At 32.8% G+C, this 16506-nt stretch carries 14 protein-coding genes; 8 read left to right on the plus strand and 6 right to left on the minus strand.

What is annotated here, in order from left to right; genetic code table 11:
• Positions 1 to 11: 11 nt before the first annotated feature.
• The 4 genes from FJV36_RS11000 (at position 12) to FJV36_RS11015 (ending at position 7792) form a co-directional block, all read left to right on the plus strand.
• Positions 12 to 1340, plus strand: a complete 1329-nt coding sequence (locus FJV36_RS11000) for an aldehyde dehydrogenase (RefSeq protein WP_158981118.1) — start codon at positions 12 to 14, stop codon at positions 1338 to 1340.
• A 55-nt stretch (positions 1341 to 1395) separates the two neighbouring features.
• Entirely contained in the window at positions 1396 to 2193 is a 798-nt protein-coding gene (locus FJV36_RS11005; protein WP_158981092.1) for a hypothetical protein, read from the plus strand.
• Positions 2194 to 3412: 1219 nt separating this feature from the next.
• The gene (locus FJV36_RS11010; RefSeq protein WP_158981094.1) at positions 3413 to 5944 is read left to right on the plus strand and encodes a PIG-L family deacetylase; all 2532 of its coding nucleotides are present in this window, start codon (positions 3413 to 3415) and stop codon (positions 5942 to 5944) included.
• A 120-nt stretch (positions 5945 to 6064) separates the two neighbouring features.
• Complete coding sequence (locus tag FJV36_RS11015; RefSeq protein ID WP_158729908.1) at positions 6065 to 7792, plus strand: sodium:solute symporter; 1728 nt, start codon at positions 6065 to 6067, stop codon at positions 7790 to 7792.
• A 307-nt stretch (positions 7793 to 8099) separates the two neighbouring features.
• On the opposite strand, the gene FJV36_RS11020 is transcribed toward FJV36_RS11015, so the two are convergent.
• The 5 genes from FJV36_RS11020 to FJV36_RS11040 are packed head-to-tail and all read right to left on the minus strand — an operon-like array spanning position 8100 to position 11738.
• The gene (locus tag FJV36_RS11020; protein ID WP_158729909.1) at positions 8100 to 8945 is read right to left on the minus strand and encodes a DUF2911 domain-containing protein; all 846 of its coding nucleotides are present in this window, start codon (positions 8943 to 8945) and stop codon (positions 8100 to 8102) included.
• 51 nt (positions 8946 to 8996) lie between these two features.
• A complete protein-coding gene (locus FJV36_RS11025) occupies positions 8997 to 9671 on the minus strand; it encodes an HAD family phosphatase (protein WP_158729910.1) in 675 nt (224 codons plus the stop codon).
• Positions 9672 to 9728: 57 nt separating this feature from the next.
• Positions 9729 to 10442, minus strand: a complete 714-nt coding sequence (locus tag FJV36_RS11030; RefSeq protein ID WP_158729911.1) for a ThiF family adenylyltransferase — start codon at positions 10440 to 10442, stop codon at positions 9729 to 9731.
• Positions 10443 to 10482: 40 nt separating this feature from the next.
• Complete coding sequence (locus FJV36_RS11035) at positions 10483 to 11136, minus strand: TatD family hydrolase (RefSeq protein ID WP_158729912.1); 654 nt, start codon at positions 11134 to 11136, stop codon at positions 10483 to 10485.
• Complete coding sequence (locus FJV36_RS11040; RefSeq protein ID WP_158729913.1) at positions 11136 to 11738, minus strand: DUF1684 domain-containing protein; 603 nt, start codon at positions 11736 to 11738, stop codon at positions 11136 to 11138. Before FJV36_RS11040 ends, FJV36_RS11035 begins: the two co-directional genes overlap by 1 nt.
• Before the next feature lie 211 nt (positions 11739 to 11949).
• Between FJV36_RS11040 and FJV36_RS11045 the strand changes: the two genes are divergently transcribed.
• The 4 genes from FJV36_RS11045 (at position 11950) to FJV36_RS11060 (ending at position 15912) form a co-directional block, all read left to right on the plus strand.
• Positions 11950 to 13173, plus strand: coding sequence for an MFS transporter (locus FJV36_RS11045; protein ID WP_158729914.1), 1224 nt, complete (start codon positions 11950 to 11952; stop codon positions 13171 to 13173).
• 282 nt (positions 13174 to 13455) lie between these two features.
• Positions 13456 to 13824 carry a BlaI/MecI/CopY family transcriptional regulator gene (locus FJV36_RS11050; protein ID WP_144892109.1) on the plus strand — a complete coding sequence of 123 codons (369 nt, stop codon included), beginning with the start codon at positions 13456 to 13458 and terminating at the stop codon, positions 13822 to 13824.
• Positions 13825 to 13861: 37 nt separating this feature from the next.
• Positions 13862 to 15700 (plus strand): M56 family metallopeptidase, encoded by a 1839-nt coding sequence (locus tag FJV36_RS11055; RefSeq protein ID WP_158729915.1) that lies wholly within the window; start codon positions 13862 to 13864, stop codon positions 15698 to 15700.
• Between the two features lie 71 nt (positions 15701 to 15771).
• On the plus strand, positions 15772 to 15912 hold the full coding sequence (locus FJV36_RS11060) for an SsrA-binding protein (protein ID WP_158729916.1): 141 nt from the start codon (positions 15772 to 15774) through the stop codon (positions 15910 to 15912).
• Here the strand turns inward: FJV36_RS11060 and FJV36_RS11065 are convergent.
• A complete protein-coding gene (locus tag FJV36_RS11065; protein ID WP_158729917.1) occupies positions 15909 to 16421 on the minus strand; it encodes an adenine phosphoribosyltransferase in 513 nt (170 codons plus the stop codon). The genes FJV36_RS11060 and FJV36_RS11065 overlap by 4 nt on opposite strands.
• Positions 16422 to 16506 lie beyond the last annotated feature (85 nt).

The following is a 16506-nucleotide window of genomic DNA, read 5'->3' on the forward strand; positions in this document are numbered from 1 at the left end:
TTAAAATCTAAATTGTGAATCAATCTGACATAAGTACTCGTAAAGAATCTTTGAAAAAATTACTGCAAGTCATCATAAACCATGAAGAAGCAATAATAAAAGCTTTGTATGATGATTTTAAAAAACCTGCTTTTGAGGCTGTTTTAACTGAAACTAATTATGTTATCAGCGACTTAAAAGAAACTATTAAAAATATAAATTCTTGGGCAAAGCCAAAAAAAGTTAGGTCTTCCATACTTAATTTTCCTTCCTCAGATTATATTTACAGTGAACCTTACGGACATGTTTTAATTTTAGCTCCTTGGAATTATCCGTTTCAGCTCGCCTTATGTCCTCTTGTAGCAGCTGTAGCCGCAGGAAATAGAGTAACACTAAAACCCTCTGAGCTTACTCCTAATACTTCACACATCATTTCAAAAATTATTAGTGAAGCCTTTGCCGTAAAAGATGTCGTTGTCATAACTGGCGATGCCACCGTGGCAACACAATTATTGAGCAAACGTTGGGATTATATCTTCTTTACAGGAAGTGTTTCTGTAGGGAAAATTGTTGCTCAAGCCGCTGCTGTTCATCTTACGCCAGTTACCTTAGAACTAGGAGGAAAAAGCCCTTGTATTGTAGATGAAACGGCTAATTTACAACTTAGCGCGCGCCGAATTGTATGGGGAAAAATCATCAATGCTGGACAAACCTGTGTAGCACCTGATTATATTTTGGTTCACCAAAAAGTAAAAAAAGAATTCACAACTTATTTGATTCAAGAAATTGAAAAAGCACTAGGTACAAATCCTGAGCAATCACCAGACTTTGCTCGAATTGTAAATTTAAAAAACTGGCAGCGATTAAATGATTTATTAAGTAGTGAAACCATTTTATACGGAGGACAGACAAATAAAGACACGCTATACATTGCCCCTACTTTACTAGACGAGCCTAAAAGTACAAGTCCAGTAATGAATGAGGAAATTTTTGGCCCTATATTACCTATCTTATCTTTCCAAAGTAAAACAGATTTAGAAAGAATAATCAAAAAATATGAAAAGCCATTAGCACTATACATTTTTAGTACTAATAAATCATTCATTGATGAACTGCTACATAACTATTCTTTTGGTGGCGGTTGTGTCAATGATACCGTAGTACATCTGGTAAACAATAGATTGCCGTTTGGTGGTGTGGGTCATTCCGGACTAGGTGCCTATCACGGAAAATTAAGTTTTGATATATTTTCACATAAAAAAGCAATTGTAAAGCGTGGTACTTGGCTTGATTTACCCATCCGCTATGCTCCGTACAATGAAAAACTAAAAATGATTCGGAAATTATTAAAACTGATTTAAAAGTATTTAACCTTAAAACTAAACATTAATTAATAACCATTAACCTAATTATAAAATGAATGCAAATGTAAAAAAACGTATTGATGAAATTAAATCACAAGGCTACAATATAGATTTTGGCGATGTATTTAATCAAACTATAGAAAACTATAAAAAAATTGCTATGTATGGCGGTCTTGTACTTTTTATGTTTTTTGTTGTTTTTGTATTAGGTCTTAGTGGCATTTTTTCAGTGATTTTTGGAACCGATGAAGCTTTAACAATTTTAAAATCAGAAGATTTTAAACCTGAAAATTTAGATCTTTATGGCTTATTAATTTTATCCTTAATAAGTATTGCCATTGGCACATTAGTAAGTCCTTTTATAGCTGGATTATTTAAAATGGCTCATAACGCAGATAAAGATGAAGAATTTCATGTATCAACCATGTTTCATTATTACAAATCACCGTATTTTCAGGAGATTGTTATTGCTACATTTTTACTAAGTGTTTTAGACAGCTTGATCCGTGGAGCTCTAAACTATGTAGAAATACCTTTGTTAGGAGCTGTAATATCAGTTATAATTTCATTATTTACGTTTTTAACTATTCCTTTAATAATTTTTGGAAATTTAAAAGCTATTAATGCTATAGAAAGTAGTGTAATTGTTGTGGCTAAACAACCACTTATATTATTTGCTCTCTTGATTGTTGGGATAATAGCTGTAATCTTAGGGATTTTTGGCTGTTGTATTGGGATTCTTTTTACCATTCCTTTTATATACGCTATGATTTTTGTAATTTACAAATACATTATTGGTTTTCCTGAAAATATAGAAGAGGAAGTACCTACAAATTTTGAATCTTTTTAATAAAAAACAAAGCCAAAATTGATTTCGAAATCAATTTTGGCTTTATCAAATAAAACTAGCTATCTGTTTTTTTTATATTAAGTAAGCTATACTCATAATTGCAACAGCTAACTTAGAGCACTTGCAGTTATCCCATAAGTGTTTAAGGTCAAAAACCTAAATTTGTCTTGAATAATATATATAAATAACCGTAGCGCAATAATTCTAAATTGAATCTCTGCTACAAGCTAAATCTAATAAAATAAAGATAACAGTACCATTTGCAGAGAATTAAATAAATCAATACCCAAAAGCAGTGCCTATTCTGGTGAATATAATACTTTAACCACCCAAAGAAAGAGGTGTAAACGACATAAAAAAAATATATTTTTTTATGTTAATACCAAGTTTTAAGAAAGCTATCTTCGGTAAAACAATCTTAAGTAAGTAAGGTTGGTGTTAATTTCAGAACGTCGGAAATTAAAAGGTAAATTAATAGTTATTTATGAAACCATCCATAAAAGTATATGGGATTCAAAACATAGTAACTGAATCGAGCACAAACTTTTATGATATTTTACCAAGAATTGAAACATGGTAAAAGCAACCAAAGAAGAAGTACTATAAAGGTCACTCCTGTAGCACATTTCAACCGTAAACATATACATGAGCGGCCAGCAGTTATTGAACAGAGAAAAAGAATTGGAGATTTGGAAACTGACTTGATATTAGGAAAAATCAATAAAACAGCCGTAATAGTCTTAAAAAAAAGAATTACGTTAATTACTATGGTAGATAAGTCTTAGAAAAAAAAATTACAAGTCCCCGAGAAAATAATTGAAAGACTTTCCAGATACAATTCCAGCAATATTAAAAAATCAACTTTTGACAACGGGAAACAGTTTACTTGATATACTGAACTTGCATAGATATTCAATCTAAAAACATACTATATAACATCGTATACTTCGCAAAAAAATAGTTCAGTAAAAAACAAAATCAGTTTTATTGGACGCTTTTTTCCAAAGAAAACGGATTTGAGAAATGTAACTAACGAAAGAGTTAATTAAGTAGAATTTTCAATAAATAAGGTACCTCTTAGAAAATTCAATTACCTTAGTTCTATTGAAAATCCCAAAAATAAGTTAGTTACACTTATGATGTGAACACAGCGTTAAAAAATTTTATAAAAAAATTTTAATCCCTACATTTGGAGTTAAAGGAATCATATATTTAAACAATGTACAAAAAAAGCTATTTAATCAGTATTGTATTGCTAATTTGTTTGCAAATCACAAATGCACAACAGCCTCAAAAACTTAATTCAGTTGAAATTTACAATCAAATTGAGAAACTCAATTTTCTAGGCTCAGTTTTATACATTGCTGCCCACCCTGATGATGAGAACACAAGACTTATTTCTTTTCTTGCCAATGATCAAAAGGCTCGCACTGCTTACCTGTCTTTAACCAGAGGAGATGGTGGACAAAATTTAATTGGTACACAATTACGAGAATTACTGGGTGTTATTCGAACACAAGAACTTATAGAAGCTAGAAAAATAGATGGTGGCGAACAATTTTTCTCGAGAGCGAATGATTTTGGATTCTCAAAAAATCCATCTGAGACCTTATCCATTTGGGAAAAAGAAAAAGTATTGGCTGATGTAATTTGGGCCATTCGAAAATTCCAACCAGATGTAATTGTAAATCGCTTTGATCACAGATCTCCGGGAACTACACACGGGCATCACACTGCATCAGCCATGTTAAGCGTTGAAAGTTTTAAGATGGCTAATGATCCAACTGTTTTTCCAGAGCAATTACAATTTGTAAAACCTTGGCAAACTAAAAGACAATTTTTTAATACTTCGTGGTGGTTTTATGGTACCATGGAAAAATTCAATGCTGCTGATAAAACCAATTTAATTAGCCTTCAAACGGGAACATATTATAGTAATCTCGGGAAATCAAACCAAGAAATTGCTGCATTAAGTCGCAGTCGTCATCAATCGCAAGGTTTTGGTAGTACAGGTGCACGCGGCGAGGAGACTGAATATTTAGAATTCATAAATGGAGAAGCTTTAACCGATAAAAAATCTCTTTTTGAAGGTGTAGATACCTCATGGAATCGTGTCAAAGGAGGCGCTCCTATTGGCGAACTTCTCGCAATCATAGCAAAAGAATTTGATCACAAAAACCCATCGGCAAGTATTCCAAATTTGGCTAAAGCCTATACCATGATGCAAGTCTTAGAGCCTAATCAATGGTCACCGGTGAAAGCAGCCGCAATAAAAGAAATCATTGCAGCATGTGCCGGTTTATACCTAGAGGCAGTGTCCCAAAACCAAGAAGCAACTCCTGGAAGTACCGTAAAATTAAAACTGGAAGCAATAAATAGAAGTACAATTCCTATAGAGTTGATTAGTGTTAAAACAATACCAAATAATACCATTTCTAGTCAAAATCAAGATTTAAAATACAACCAGCTCAAAACAATAAATCTAGATTTTAAACTTCCTGAAACCCTAAATTATACACAACCGTATTGGCTGCAAGAGGCGGGTACAACTGGAATGTATACTGTAAACGAACAAAATAAAAGAGGCCTTCCTGATATTTTAAGAGAAACGAAAATAGAATTTACTATGCTAATAAATGGAATTGAAATTCCATACGAGCGCACCATTGTTTACAAATACAATGATGACGTAAAAGGTGAAATATACAATTATCTTGATGTTGTTCCAGATGTAACAACTGCAATTACAGATAAGGTTTTGCTTTTTAAGGATACAAAAACTAAACAAGTAAGTGTTAAAATTAAAGCTGGTAAAGATAATATTAAAGGAAACTTACAGCTTGAACTTCCAAAAAACTGGATTGTAATGCCTCAAAATATTCCGTTTTCATTTGAAAAAAAGGGAATGGAGCAAATTTTTTATTTTGATGTTACAGCTCCCAAAAAAGCAGAGGAAACAATAGCCAAAAGTGTTGCAATCATTGATAATAAAAGATTTGATAAAGAACAAATTATCATTTCTTACGATCATATTACAAAACAGCAAGTACTACAAACTGCATCTGCCAAATGTATCAAAACAGACTTAAAAACAAATGAAGAAAGAATTGCTTACATTATGGGTGCTGGAGATGAAGTCCCAAACAGCTTGACACAATTAGGATATAAAGTAACATTAATCAAAGCAGATGAAATTACACCCGAAAAGCTAGAAAAATTTGACGTTGTAATGACAGGAGTTAGAGCTTACAATACCATAAACGCATTGGTTAACAAACAAGCAATCCTTTTTGATTTCGTAAAAAACGGAAAAACAATGATTGTTCAATATAATACCGCTGGTGATTTAGTAACTAATGAAATTGCACCTTATCCTTTAAAATTATCTCGAGATCGTGTCACTGAAGAAGATGCCGAAATACGATTTTTGGCTCCAAATCATCCCGTCATGAATTATCCAAATACAATAACGGAACAAGATTTTAAGGGTTGGAAACAAGAGCAAGGTTTATACTACCCAAATGAATTTGACAAGGCGTTTACCCCTATTTTTTCATCAAATGATAAAGGAGAAACACCTAAAAATGGTGCGTTATTAATTGCGCCTTATGGCAAAGGACATTATGTATACACAGGCATTAGTTTTTTTAGGGAACTACCAGAAGGTGTTGCGGGTGCTTATAAATTAATCTCAAATATTATCTCTTTAAAGCCTTCGCAAACCATATCCATTCAAAACAACAAGCTCTAATTTATCACTATGGAACCATTGAAACAAAAAACTTGGAAAAAAAATTATACATGGGTATTGGTGGCTAATGCTATCTACATTGCTATTTTTTGTCTTATTATGAAATTATACTCTTAAACTATGCAATTATTTGATTGGATTATATTAATCGTTACGCTACTTTTTATAGTTGTTTATGGCGCTTGGAAAACAAAAGGAAGTAAAAACGTTGAAGATTTTATTTTAGGTAACAATGAAACTCCTTGGCATGTTGTAGGACTTTCTGTAATGGCAACTCAAGCGAGTGCTATTACTTTTTTGTCTACTCCCGGACAGGCTTACCATGACGGTATGGGTTTTGTGCAGTTTTATTTTGGTTTACCTATTGCCATGGTTATTATTTGTGTAACCTTTATTCCGTTGTACCACAAGTACAAAGTGTATACAGCCTACGAGTATCTCGAAAAACGATTTGATTTAAAAACACGCTCTCTTGCTGCCATACTTTTTCTATTTCAAAGAGGTCTAGGAACTGGATTAACTATTTATGCTCCCGCAATAATTCTATCTGCTATACTCGGTTGGAACCTGACTTATATGAATATTATAATTGGTTTCTTGGTAATTATTTACACGTTTTCTGGAGGGACAAAAGCTGTAAATGTGACCCAAAAACAACAGATGTTTGTAATCATGTCTGGAATGTTTATCACATTCTTTCTTATTCTGTATTATTTACCTAATGATATGACATTTTCTAGTGCTCTTCATATTGCAGGTGCCAATGATAAAATGAACATTGTCAATTTCTCTTTTGATCCCGAAGAAAAATATACTTTTTGGAGTGGTATAACAGGCGGTTTTTTCTTGGCACTAGCCTATTTTGGAACAGATCAATCCCAAGTGGGTCGCTACTTATCGGGTAAATCTGTACGAGAAAGTCAAATGGGACTGATTATGAACGGACTTTTAAAAGTTCCTATGCAGTTTTTTATATTACTTACTGGTGTCATGGTTTTTGTTTTTTTTCAATTTAATCCAGTGCCTTTAAATTTTAATCCAAATAATAAAACATTGATTGAAAAATCAGCATACAAAGGAGAGTACAACGCATTAGAGCAAAAACTGAATGATCTATCTGAAGATAAAAAAGTAATCAACTTACTATATATCGATCAGTTAAACCAAGATTATGACAATCCTATATTGAGAAAAGAATTGGTTGCTTTATCTAATAAAGAAAAAGATTTAAGAGACAAAGCCAAAGAAATCATTCTAAAAGCAGATAGTAACAGCGAAACCAATGATAAAGATTATGTGTTTTTTCATTTTATTCTTAATTATTTGCCCAAAGGTCTTATTGGGTTATTATTGGCTGTAATAATATCAGCGGCTATGTCTTCCACTGCCTCAGGACTTAATGCTCTAGCATCTACAACAGCAATCGATATTTATAAAAGAAATGTAAAAGGTGAAAAATCAGAAAAACATTATTTGTATGCTACTAAGTTTTTTACTCTCTTGTGGGGTGTAATTGCCATTCTTTTTGCTTGTGTTGGAACTTTATTTGAAAATTTAATTCAATTAGTAAACATTATTGGATCTATATTTTACGGAACCGTTTTAGGTATTTTTCTAGTAGGTTTCTATATAAACAAAGTACAATCTAAAGCTATTTTTTATAGCGCGGTGTTAAGTCAACTTACCATTTTTATTATTTACTACTACGCCATTTATGTGTATCCTAGTGGGCAGGAAAAATTAGGTTATTTATGGCTGAATTTCATTGGCGCTATGCTAACTATAATTATTTCATTGCTATTTCAGTTTACAATTTTTAGAAACTCCCAAAAAGAAGTAGCGCACTAAATACTGTGCTTATTCCTGATAAAAAATCTTATTCTTGTTTTATAGTTTTAAAACCAGAATAAGATTTTTTTATTTTATCTTCATTCACAAACTATTTGAATACGAGAAAGCTAAAAAATTTAGATTCGTCCCTTCCAATGGATTTTATCAAATTTTCAACTTGAATACATGAAGTTGCGCAATAAACTTTAAACAGATTATTCAATAAGAAAGTAGCTTGCTGAAAATCCCATACTCCAAAATTATCCCCTATAAAAAAATCCCGAACTACTATAGTAATTCGGGATTTTTATAATTTGTTTTGCAATTAGCTTTTACTCCACTCTGCAATGCTATCTTTATTCATTTTTACATAATCTTGATTTTTTGCAATTTCTGCTGCTGCAAGAGAAGCTTTTGCAGTTTCAACAGCTCCTTTTTTATCGCCTAATTTTGCTTGAATCAAAGATTTTAATCTGTTGTACCAAAATGGCTTTTCTTTTGTCAAGTCTAAAGCTTTGTTTACATATTCTAACCCTTTAGCATTATCCCCATTTGATTGGAATAAAAACTGAGCTGCAGAGAAATAATCTCCTGCCGATGGACCTGCCAACACTTTGTCTATATTAGCAGTAGTTTTTTGCTGTGTAGGAACTTCAAATTTTACTGCTGCATATGAATTTTCCCAATACATTTCTAAAAAGGCAAAGTTATTATCTAAGGCACTCAATCCAATGGTAAAAGTCTCTACTTTTTTGTTCAATACTTCTGGACTAACAGTTGTTTTTAAAGCAATATTTTCTTCTTTCCATTCTTCTGGATTTCCCCAGTTATCAGTAGTTTTATAGAAAATAACATCCCAACTTTCAATTTTTGGAATCGTAAATAATGAATATTTACCCTTTTTTAAAGTTTTTCCATCAATAATTACATCGTCACTAAAAGAAACAATTGTATTTTCATTTGCTCCTGTTCTCCACACTTTTCCAAATGGAATTAAATTACCAAAAACTACTCGGCCTTTTGCACTTGGTCTAGAATATACAACCTCAACATCAGTCAAACCTACGGCTTGTGTTATTGTAGATTTTGGACTCGATTGCGGTGTTTTTAATTGTGCCTCGGCACTTAACCCAGCCACAAAAAGGGCCAGCGCGATAATCATTTTTTTCATGGTTTTTTATTTTATGAGCTTCAAATTTACAAATTCAACAGCTTTCAAATGTTAATTATTTCCTAATTTAGATTTGATTTCCTGGACTAATTCGAAATTCAATTCGTTAAAATGATTGATGATCACATCTGCAATTGACAAATCTTGAGCAGCAGAATGTACACTGTTATAACCCACACAAAAAATTCCAGCTGCATTTGCAGCTTTTATGCCATTAGTACTATCTTCAATGACGATACAATTTTCTTTTTGGGCAATTGAGAGGCTTGCGGCATGTTCAAAAATAGCTGGATGTGGTTTTGATTGTACAAAATCTTCCCCGCTTATTTTATGCGTAAAATAGTCGTGCAACTTAAACCTATTAAAAACACGTTCAATGGTCACCTTAGATGCTGACGAGGCCAAAATTAATTGTATCCCATTTTGATGTAATTCTTTGATTAAATTTTCAACACCTTCTAGCAATTCTAAATCAGCCTTACTATCAAAAGCATCATTAAAAATAGTACGTTTCCGCTGAATTAATTCCTCTACTTCTTGGTCAATTGTAAATAACTCTTTCAATTTCTGAAAGGTATTTCGTGTGGAAAAACCCGTAAACGAAGTGTACATTTCCTCGGTAACAGCAATATTTAGCTCTTCAAATTGCTTGAAATACGCGTAGCGGTGAACCGGCTCTGTATCTACGATTACGCCATCCATGTCGAAAATTACTGTTTGTATCATTTTAAATTATGAGTTATGAATTATGAATCACTAAAAAGAGAACTAAAAAACGGAACACTATTTTTTTAGCAAGTAGCGTATCACGGTTTCTGCGGCATACAAGCCAAATAATCCTGGCATGTAACTATTGGTTCCGTAAAACGATTTTTTATAATTAGATCCGTCGGTCATTCTCAAACTAGATTCGTCTTGGATTTCAGAGGAGAAAACAACTTTTAATTTATCTATTTTTAACTCTTTCAAGCGTCTGCGAATGGTTTTGGCAAAAAAGCAATTTACAGTATTCGTAATATCAGTCACTTTTACTTTAGAGGCTTCCATTTTTCCACCTGCACCCATACTGCTGATGATTTTCACTCTTTTGCGTTTTGCTGCAACGATTAAATTTAGTTTTGGCGTCACACTATCAATACAATCCAAAACATAATCAAACTCCTCCGTAACAATCTCAAAAGCACGCTCAGGTGATAAAAATTCTTGTACGCTTGTTAATTGCAAATCTGGGTTAATATCCATCAATCTATCGCCAACGATAGTGATTTTTGGTTGTCCAACTGTAGAGTGTAAAGCTGGCAATTGTCTGTTAATATTGGTAATATCTACCACATCCCCATCTACAATTGTCATTTTGCCTACTCCGGCTCTCGCCAAAAATTCAGCAGCAAATGAGCCTACGCCTCCTAATCCTACCACTAATACGTTTGCATTTTGTAAATTAGCCAAACCTTCTTTTTTAAATAAAAGTTCTGCTCGTTCTGTCCATTCTGCCATTTTTTTATGTTTAAAAGTGTTTTATTTATATGTGATCCAATTAAAATTGAATTCCAAAAACAGTACTAAAGTTATTATTTATTATTTTTTGAATTTGTTTGACTGTGGTTTCTTTGTATTGGGCAGCACGTTCATAAACGGCTTCTATCCCATCTTCTACAGTATCGGTTTCTAGAAAAAAACGATCTTGGGGAATGCTTTTAAAAACCGACTCTAAAGCTGGATTACGTAACAAATATTTTCCAAAAGAAAGGTAAAATCCCTGCTCTAACAATTGCTTAGCTACAATTGCATTTTTAGAAAATCCATGAATTATGATGGGAACTGAGATGTTGAGCTTTCTTTTAATGACAATCAATTCATCAAAAGCAGCCACACAATGAATGACAACTAGTTTATTGTATTTTTGTGCTAAAAGCAACTGCTTTTCAAAAACCAACTGCTGCAATTCTAGCGGGATTTCAATGCGTTTATCCAACCCACATTCGCCTACTGCAAGACAATTGGATTGTTGTAATTGTGTTTCAATGATTTTCAAATCAGCGTCAACTCGTTCTTCTGTAATGTACCAAGGATGAATCCCAATAGAATAAAAAGGGAATTTCGCATCAAATTCATGAGGATATTGATTAACCAACTCCAGTATTCCAGGTTGATTTGTAGAGTGATGCGTATGTAAATTAAAAAAATCCATTACTCGCGAAACTTTTTAACACCAGCCTTAATAGCTATACTCAAATCATTTTCTAATGGAACTAAGGGACAAGAATAATCGGGATTATAGGCACAATACGGATTGTAGGCCTTGTTAAAATCTATTGTAATGAGATCCCCTTCTGGTATTTGTAAATCTATGTATCGCCCGCCAAGGTAACTTTCATGACCTGATGTTGTATCCGAAAATGGTAGAAATAAGTAATTAACGTATTCCTTTTGTTTAGACAACTCTATATTTTGATATACATTTAACTTAAATTCCTGATCATCCATAGTAAAATAAACTTCACCGTATTTAATGTAAGTTGGTTTTCTATCGGTTGATGTTTTCATTAAAAAAGGTTTCTCGCTAGGTGTTTTAACTAATTTTGCAGTCACAAAATAAGTTGGGTTTGCAGGAAAAAATTCCAAATATTTAAAAACTGCTAAATCCTGTGCCGTGAGCGGACTTTTTTCTGGATTTGAATACTGTGCGTTTAATTCTTGTTGAAACTGAGCTACGGCATCAGCATTATAAGACTCTTGCGCCGCAACAAAAGTGAGTTGTAAACATAAAAAAAAGGACAGTACAGTTTTCAATGGTTTGATTTTTATGCAAAAATAGTGTAAAAGTTACAATACCACAACGAAAATTAAGGAGCAAGAAACGTTATGAAAAGCCTATTCCTTAGCCCAGATAGCAGCGAAAATCCTTGTATTTTTTTCTTTTCGAAAAAATACAAGATTGTAGCGAATAGCTGGAAAAAGCTCCTAAAAAACATTGTAAATTTGCAACTCACAAAACTACTTTATGCTGCAAACTGCTTTTCAACGCTATATCAATAATTTTAGAGGATTTACCAGAGAAATTTGGATCCTTACCTTAATTACTTTTATTAATCGTGCCGGAACCATGGTGCTTCCGTTTTTATCTAAATATTTAAAGGAGGATTTACAATTTACTTACGCGCAAGTGGGATGGATAATGGTGGCTTTTGGCTTTGGATCCATGCTTGGCTCTTGGTTGGGAGGTAAATTATCAGACAAAATAGGGTTTTACAAAATTATGATATTCAGCTTATTCACTAGCGGACTATTGCTTTTTATGGTACAATATATAAGAACATTTTGGGGATTGTGTGCCGGAATGTTTGTGATCATGACCGTTGCTGATATGTTTCGTCCCGCCATGTACGTTTCACTAGCTACCTATGCAAAACCTGAAAATCGTACCAGAGCCTTGACATTAGTGCGCCTTGCGGTGAACCTTGGCTTTACGGCAGGACCAGCATTGGGTGGGTTAATCATCATGAATATGGGCTATAGCGGCTTATTTTGGGTAGATGGGAGTTCTTGTATCATCTCTATTTTAATTTTTACACTGCTCGTAAAAGAACGCAAAAAACCATCTGATTTGAATAGCAGCACTAGTGAAACTGAGATTCCAGCATCAGTTTTCAAAGACAAAATATTTTGGATTTTTCTTTTTGTATGCTTTATAACTGCAGTTTTGTTTTTCCAACTTTTTACCACTTTACCGCTGTATCACAATGAAAAATTTGGATTAACGGAGTTTCAAAGCGGACTTTTATTGTCCCTGAATGGGCTTTTAATTTTCTTTCTAGAAATGCCCATTGTAAGTTTTAGCCAAAGAAAAAATATCAAAAAACTTAAGATAATCCTTTGGGGTTCCTTACTTATGGCACTTAGTTTTTACGTTTTATTATTTAATATGTGGGCTGGTGTTCTTGTTATTAGCATATTGTTCATCACTTTTGGCGAGATGTTTATATTTCCATTCTCCAATTCCTTTGCCCTTAGTAGAGCACCAAAAGGTCATGAGGGACGTTACATGGCATTGTTTACCATGAGTTTTAGTTTGGCGCATATTGCCAGTTCAAAAACAGGTTTGGAAATTATTGACAGTTGGGGTTATCAAGCAAATTGGTTCATTATGGGAACACTTGGGATTTTTGCCGTTGCAGGTTGCATGTGGTTGCAAAAACTAGTTCAGCAGGAAAAACGATCTAAATAATTTTATAATTTGGGCGTGACCCTAATCCAAAAAGGGGCTTATCAACATAGCGTTGAATAAGCCCCTTTTTTAGATTACGGTCGGGCTATCCGCACCGCTGCGGCGGTTTGCCCCTATCCCTCACGCGGCCCAACCTGAAACACTAAAACAATATATAACAGATATTTAGACTATTTGAAAACATACAACCCATTACAAAAACTATAATTTTAGTTAAATAACTATAAAAATAGTTTTCAAACTATAAAAATAGTTGTAAGTTTGAATCAAATAAAAAACATCATGCAAAAACTGACTAATAAAGAAGAGGAAATCATGCACATATTATGGAAGCTCAAAAAAGCTTTTGTAAAAGAAATCTTGGCCGAAATCACCGAGGAGCAACCGCATTACAACACGCTCTCTACTATAGTGCGCAATCTTGAAGAAAAAGGATTTGTATCACACAATGCCTTTGGGAACACACACCAATACTTTCCCGTAGTATCCCTTGAAGAGTACAGAAAACGTTTTATGCACACTGCTATTGATCATTACTTTAACAGTTCTTATAAAAATATGGTAAGCCATTTTGCCAAAGAAGAAAAAATATCAGCTGCTGAATTACGTGAAATTTTGGCCATGATTGAGCAACAAGAACAAAACAACTAAGCTATTTAAAACCAACTAACCAAAAAATAAAACCAGCATGGAAGCACTTTACTTATATCTCATAAAATCCAGCGGCTTACTAGCACTTTTTTTTGTAGCGTATCATTTTTTACTGCGCAAAGAAACTTTTTTTACTAGTAACCGATGGTTTTTAGTATTGGGTTTATTCACTTCGGTTGTTTTGCCATTGGTGGCTTTTACAAAAATTGTCTGGGTTGAACCAAGCACCAACACCATTGACTGGTCCCAAATTCCACTAACCACCAGTTCTGAAAAGGATATTTCGGAAATCAATTGGTACTTAGTTATTGGAATGCTATACGCCATTGGCATGCTTCTTTTTATACTAAAACTTGCATTTGATTTTTATAGTTTACACCGTGTATTAAAAGGAAAACACTTTAAAAATCAAGCTGATTTTAAATACATTGACACCACAGAAAACATAGCGCCCTTCTCTTTTTTTAAAACTATTGTTTATAATTCCACGTTGTACAGCAAAGCCGAATTAGAAAATATTTTGGAGCATGAAAAAGTACACAGTGAGCAAAATCACACTGTTGACGTATTAATTTCAAGACTGTTTTGTATTGTTTTTTGGTTCAATCCCTTTATCTGGTTGTACAAAAAAGCAATATTGCAAAATCTAGAATTCATTGCAGATAGTGAAGCCACTAAAAAAATAACCGACAAAAAAGCGTATCAATTCACGCTCTTAAAAATAACAACACACGAAAATTGTGTTGCCATTACCAATCATTTTTATCAATCATTAATCAAAAAACGAATCGTTATGTTAAACAAAAATCAATCAAAAAAATGGAATTCATGGAAATATGCAGTAATTGTTCCAGCTCTAGTAGCGTTTGTACTTTTATTTCAAATTGAAGTAATTGCACAAGAGAAAAAACAAGTTACAAAAGAGAACACCTTAAACTCAGTCCACTTTGAATTAGAAATAAACGCTACGTCTACGAAAGAAGAACTAAATGCTCAAAAAGATTTATTTAAAGAAGATTTTGGAATTCAACTAGCTTTCACTGACTTAATATACAATAGTAGCAATGAAATTATTCAACTAAAAGCTGAAATAAAAAGTAACAACAATGAAAGAAAAATATATAGCGTTAAAGGAACAACACCTATAAAGCCTTTTAAAATATTTGCTAAAACCGAAAATGATAAAAAAGTTATTTTTGGTTTCAAAGCTGATAAACAGAAAAATAGTCAACTGAGTAATCATTTTAAAGCCACAGAAAAGAATGGTGAAAAAATTGAAATTAAACTAAATGAAGGCAATTCAGGAACAAACGAATCCAATCACGAGGATTATTTATCTATTAATAATTTTAAAAAAGATGGAGTAGAATATTTACTAGTTATCAATGGAGTTAAACAATCAAAAGATCACCCCATTCGCTTGCCATTTAATGATGAAATAGTAAGTCAAACGATATTAGAATCACAGGAAGCTATTGCTAAGTATGGATCTGATGCTGCAAATGGAGCGTGTGAAATTATAACTTCAAAGACTACAATTAAAAATAAAAAACGCAAACAAAAAAACAGCAAATATCCTGAAAATGATGATGCTGATATTTATACCACAGTTATAGCAACTGAAGTACCAGAATTAAAACTTGATAAAGACAATATTAAATCATCAAATAATGACCAAAACACTGCAAAAACTTTAGAAATGACATTTTCTAAAAATCAAACCAATTCTTTACCAAAAGACGTAGAATATTATATCAATGATAAAAAAGTAACTAGAAACAAAATTGAAAAATTAGATCATAATACTATTGAACGCGTTGATGTAGATAAATCTAAAAATAATACAAAAATTATGAAATTTTACACAAAGAAATAATATACAACTCAATTAAAGACGGTTCAAATCATGACCGTCTTTTTTTATATCTTTGTGAAAAATTAAATTGCATGTATAAAATTCTTGCTCAAATCAACAAAATCATTCTACCTAGCTTTACAAAACAACGTTTAGACTTGGCCAAAGCCAAAAAATGGCAGATGGCAATTATTGGTTACAGGTATTACGTTACCACTCGTGCCTTACGCTAGTAGGTCATAGCAGCAAATACAACATGATTTGAAATTTTATCTCTTCCGTTCAAAAAAGGCAGTTCCATCAAAAAATTACATTGAACAACTACACCGCCTAGCTTTTCTACAAGTTCACAAACTGCCTTTGCAGTTCCGCCAGTAGCCAAAACATCATCATGAACAAGCACATGGTCCCCTTTTTGTATGGCATCTACATGAATTTCTAGACTATCTGTGCCATACTCTAAATCATAACTAGCCGAAATGGTCTTATAAGGCAATTTATTAGGCTTTCGAACAGGTATAAAACCCACCTTCAATTCTTGCGCTAGTAACGTTCCAAAGAAAAATCCACGACTCTCTACCCCAACAACCTTATCAATTTTTAAATTTTCAACACCTGATAACAATATTTTAAGGCATTCATTCCTTGCTTCGGGATCAAGAAACAGTGGAGTGATGTCTTTAAACAAAATTCCTTCCTTTGGAAATCCCTGAATATCACGGATATAATTTTTTAAAATCATTTTTTTTATTTTTTTACAATTTTACACTTGCAAATTACACATTTATGCCTATATTTGCACCCGCAAGCAAGACAATAAGTCGCTT

Origin of the sequence: Flavobacterium sp. I-STPP5a (genome assembly GCF_009764685.1) — a bacterium.
GTDB lineage: Bacteria > Bacteroidota > Bacteroidia > Flavobacteriales > Flavobacteriaceae > Flavobacterium.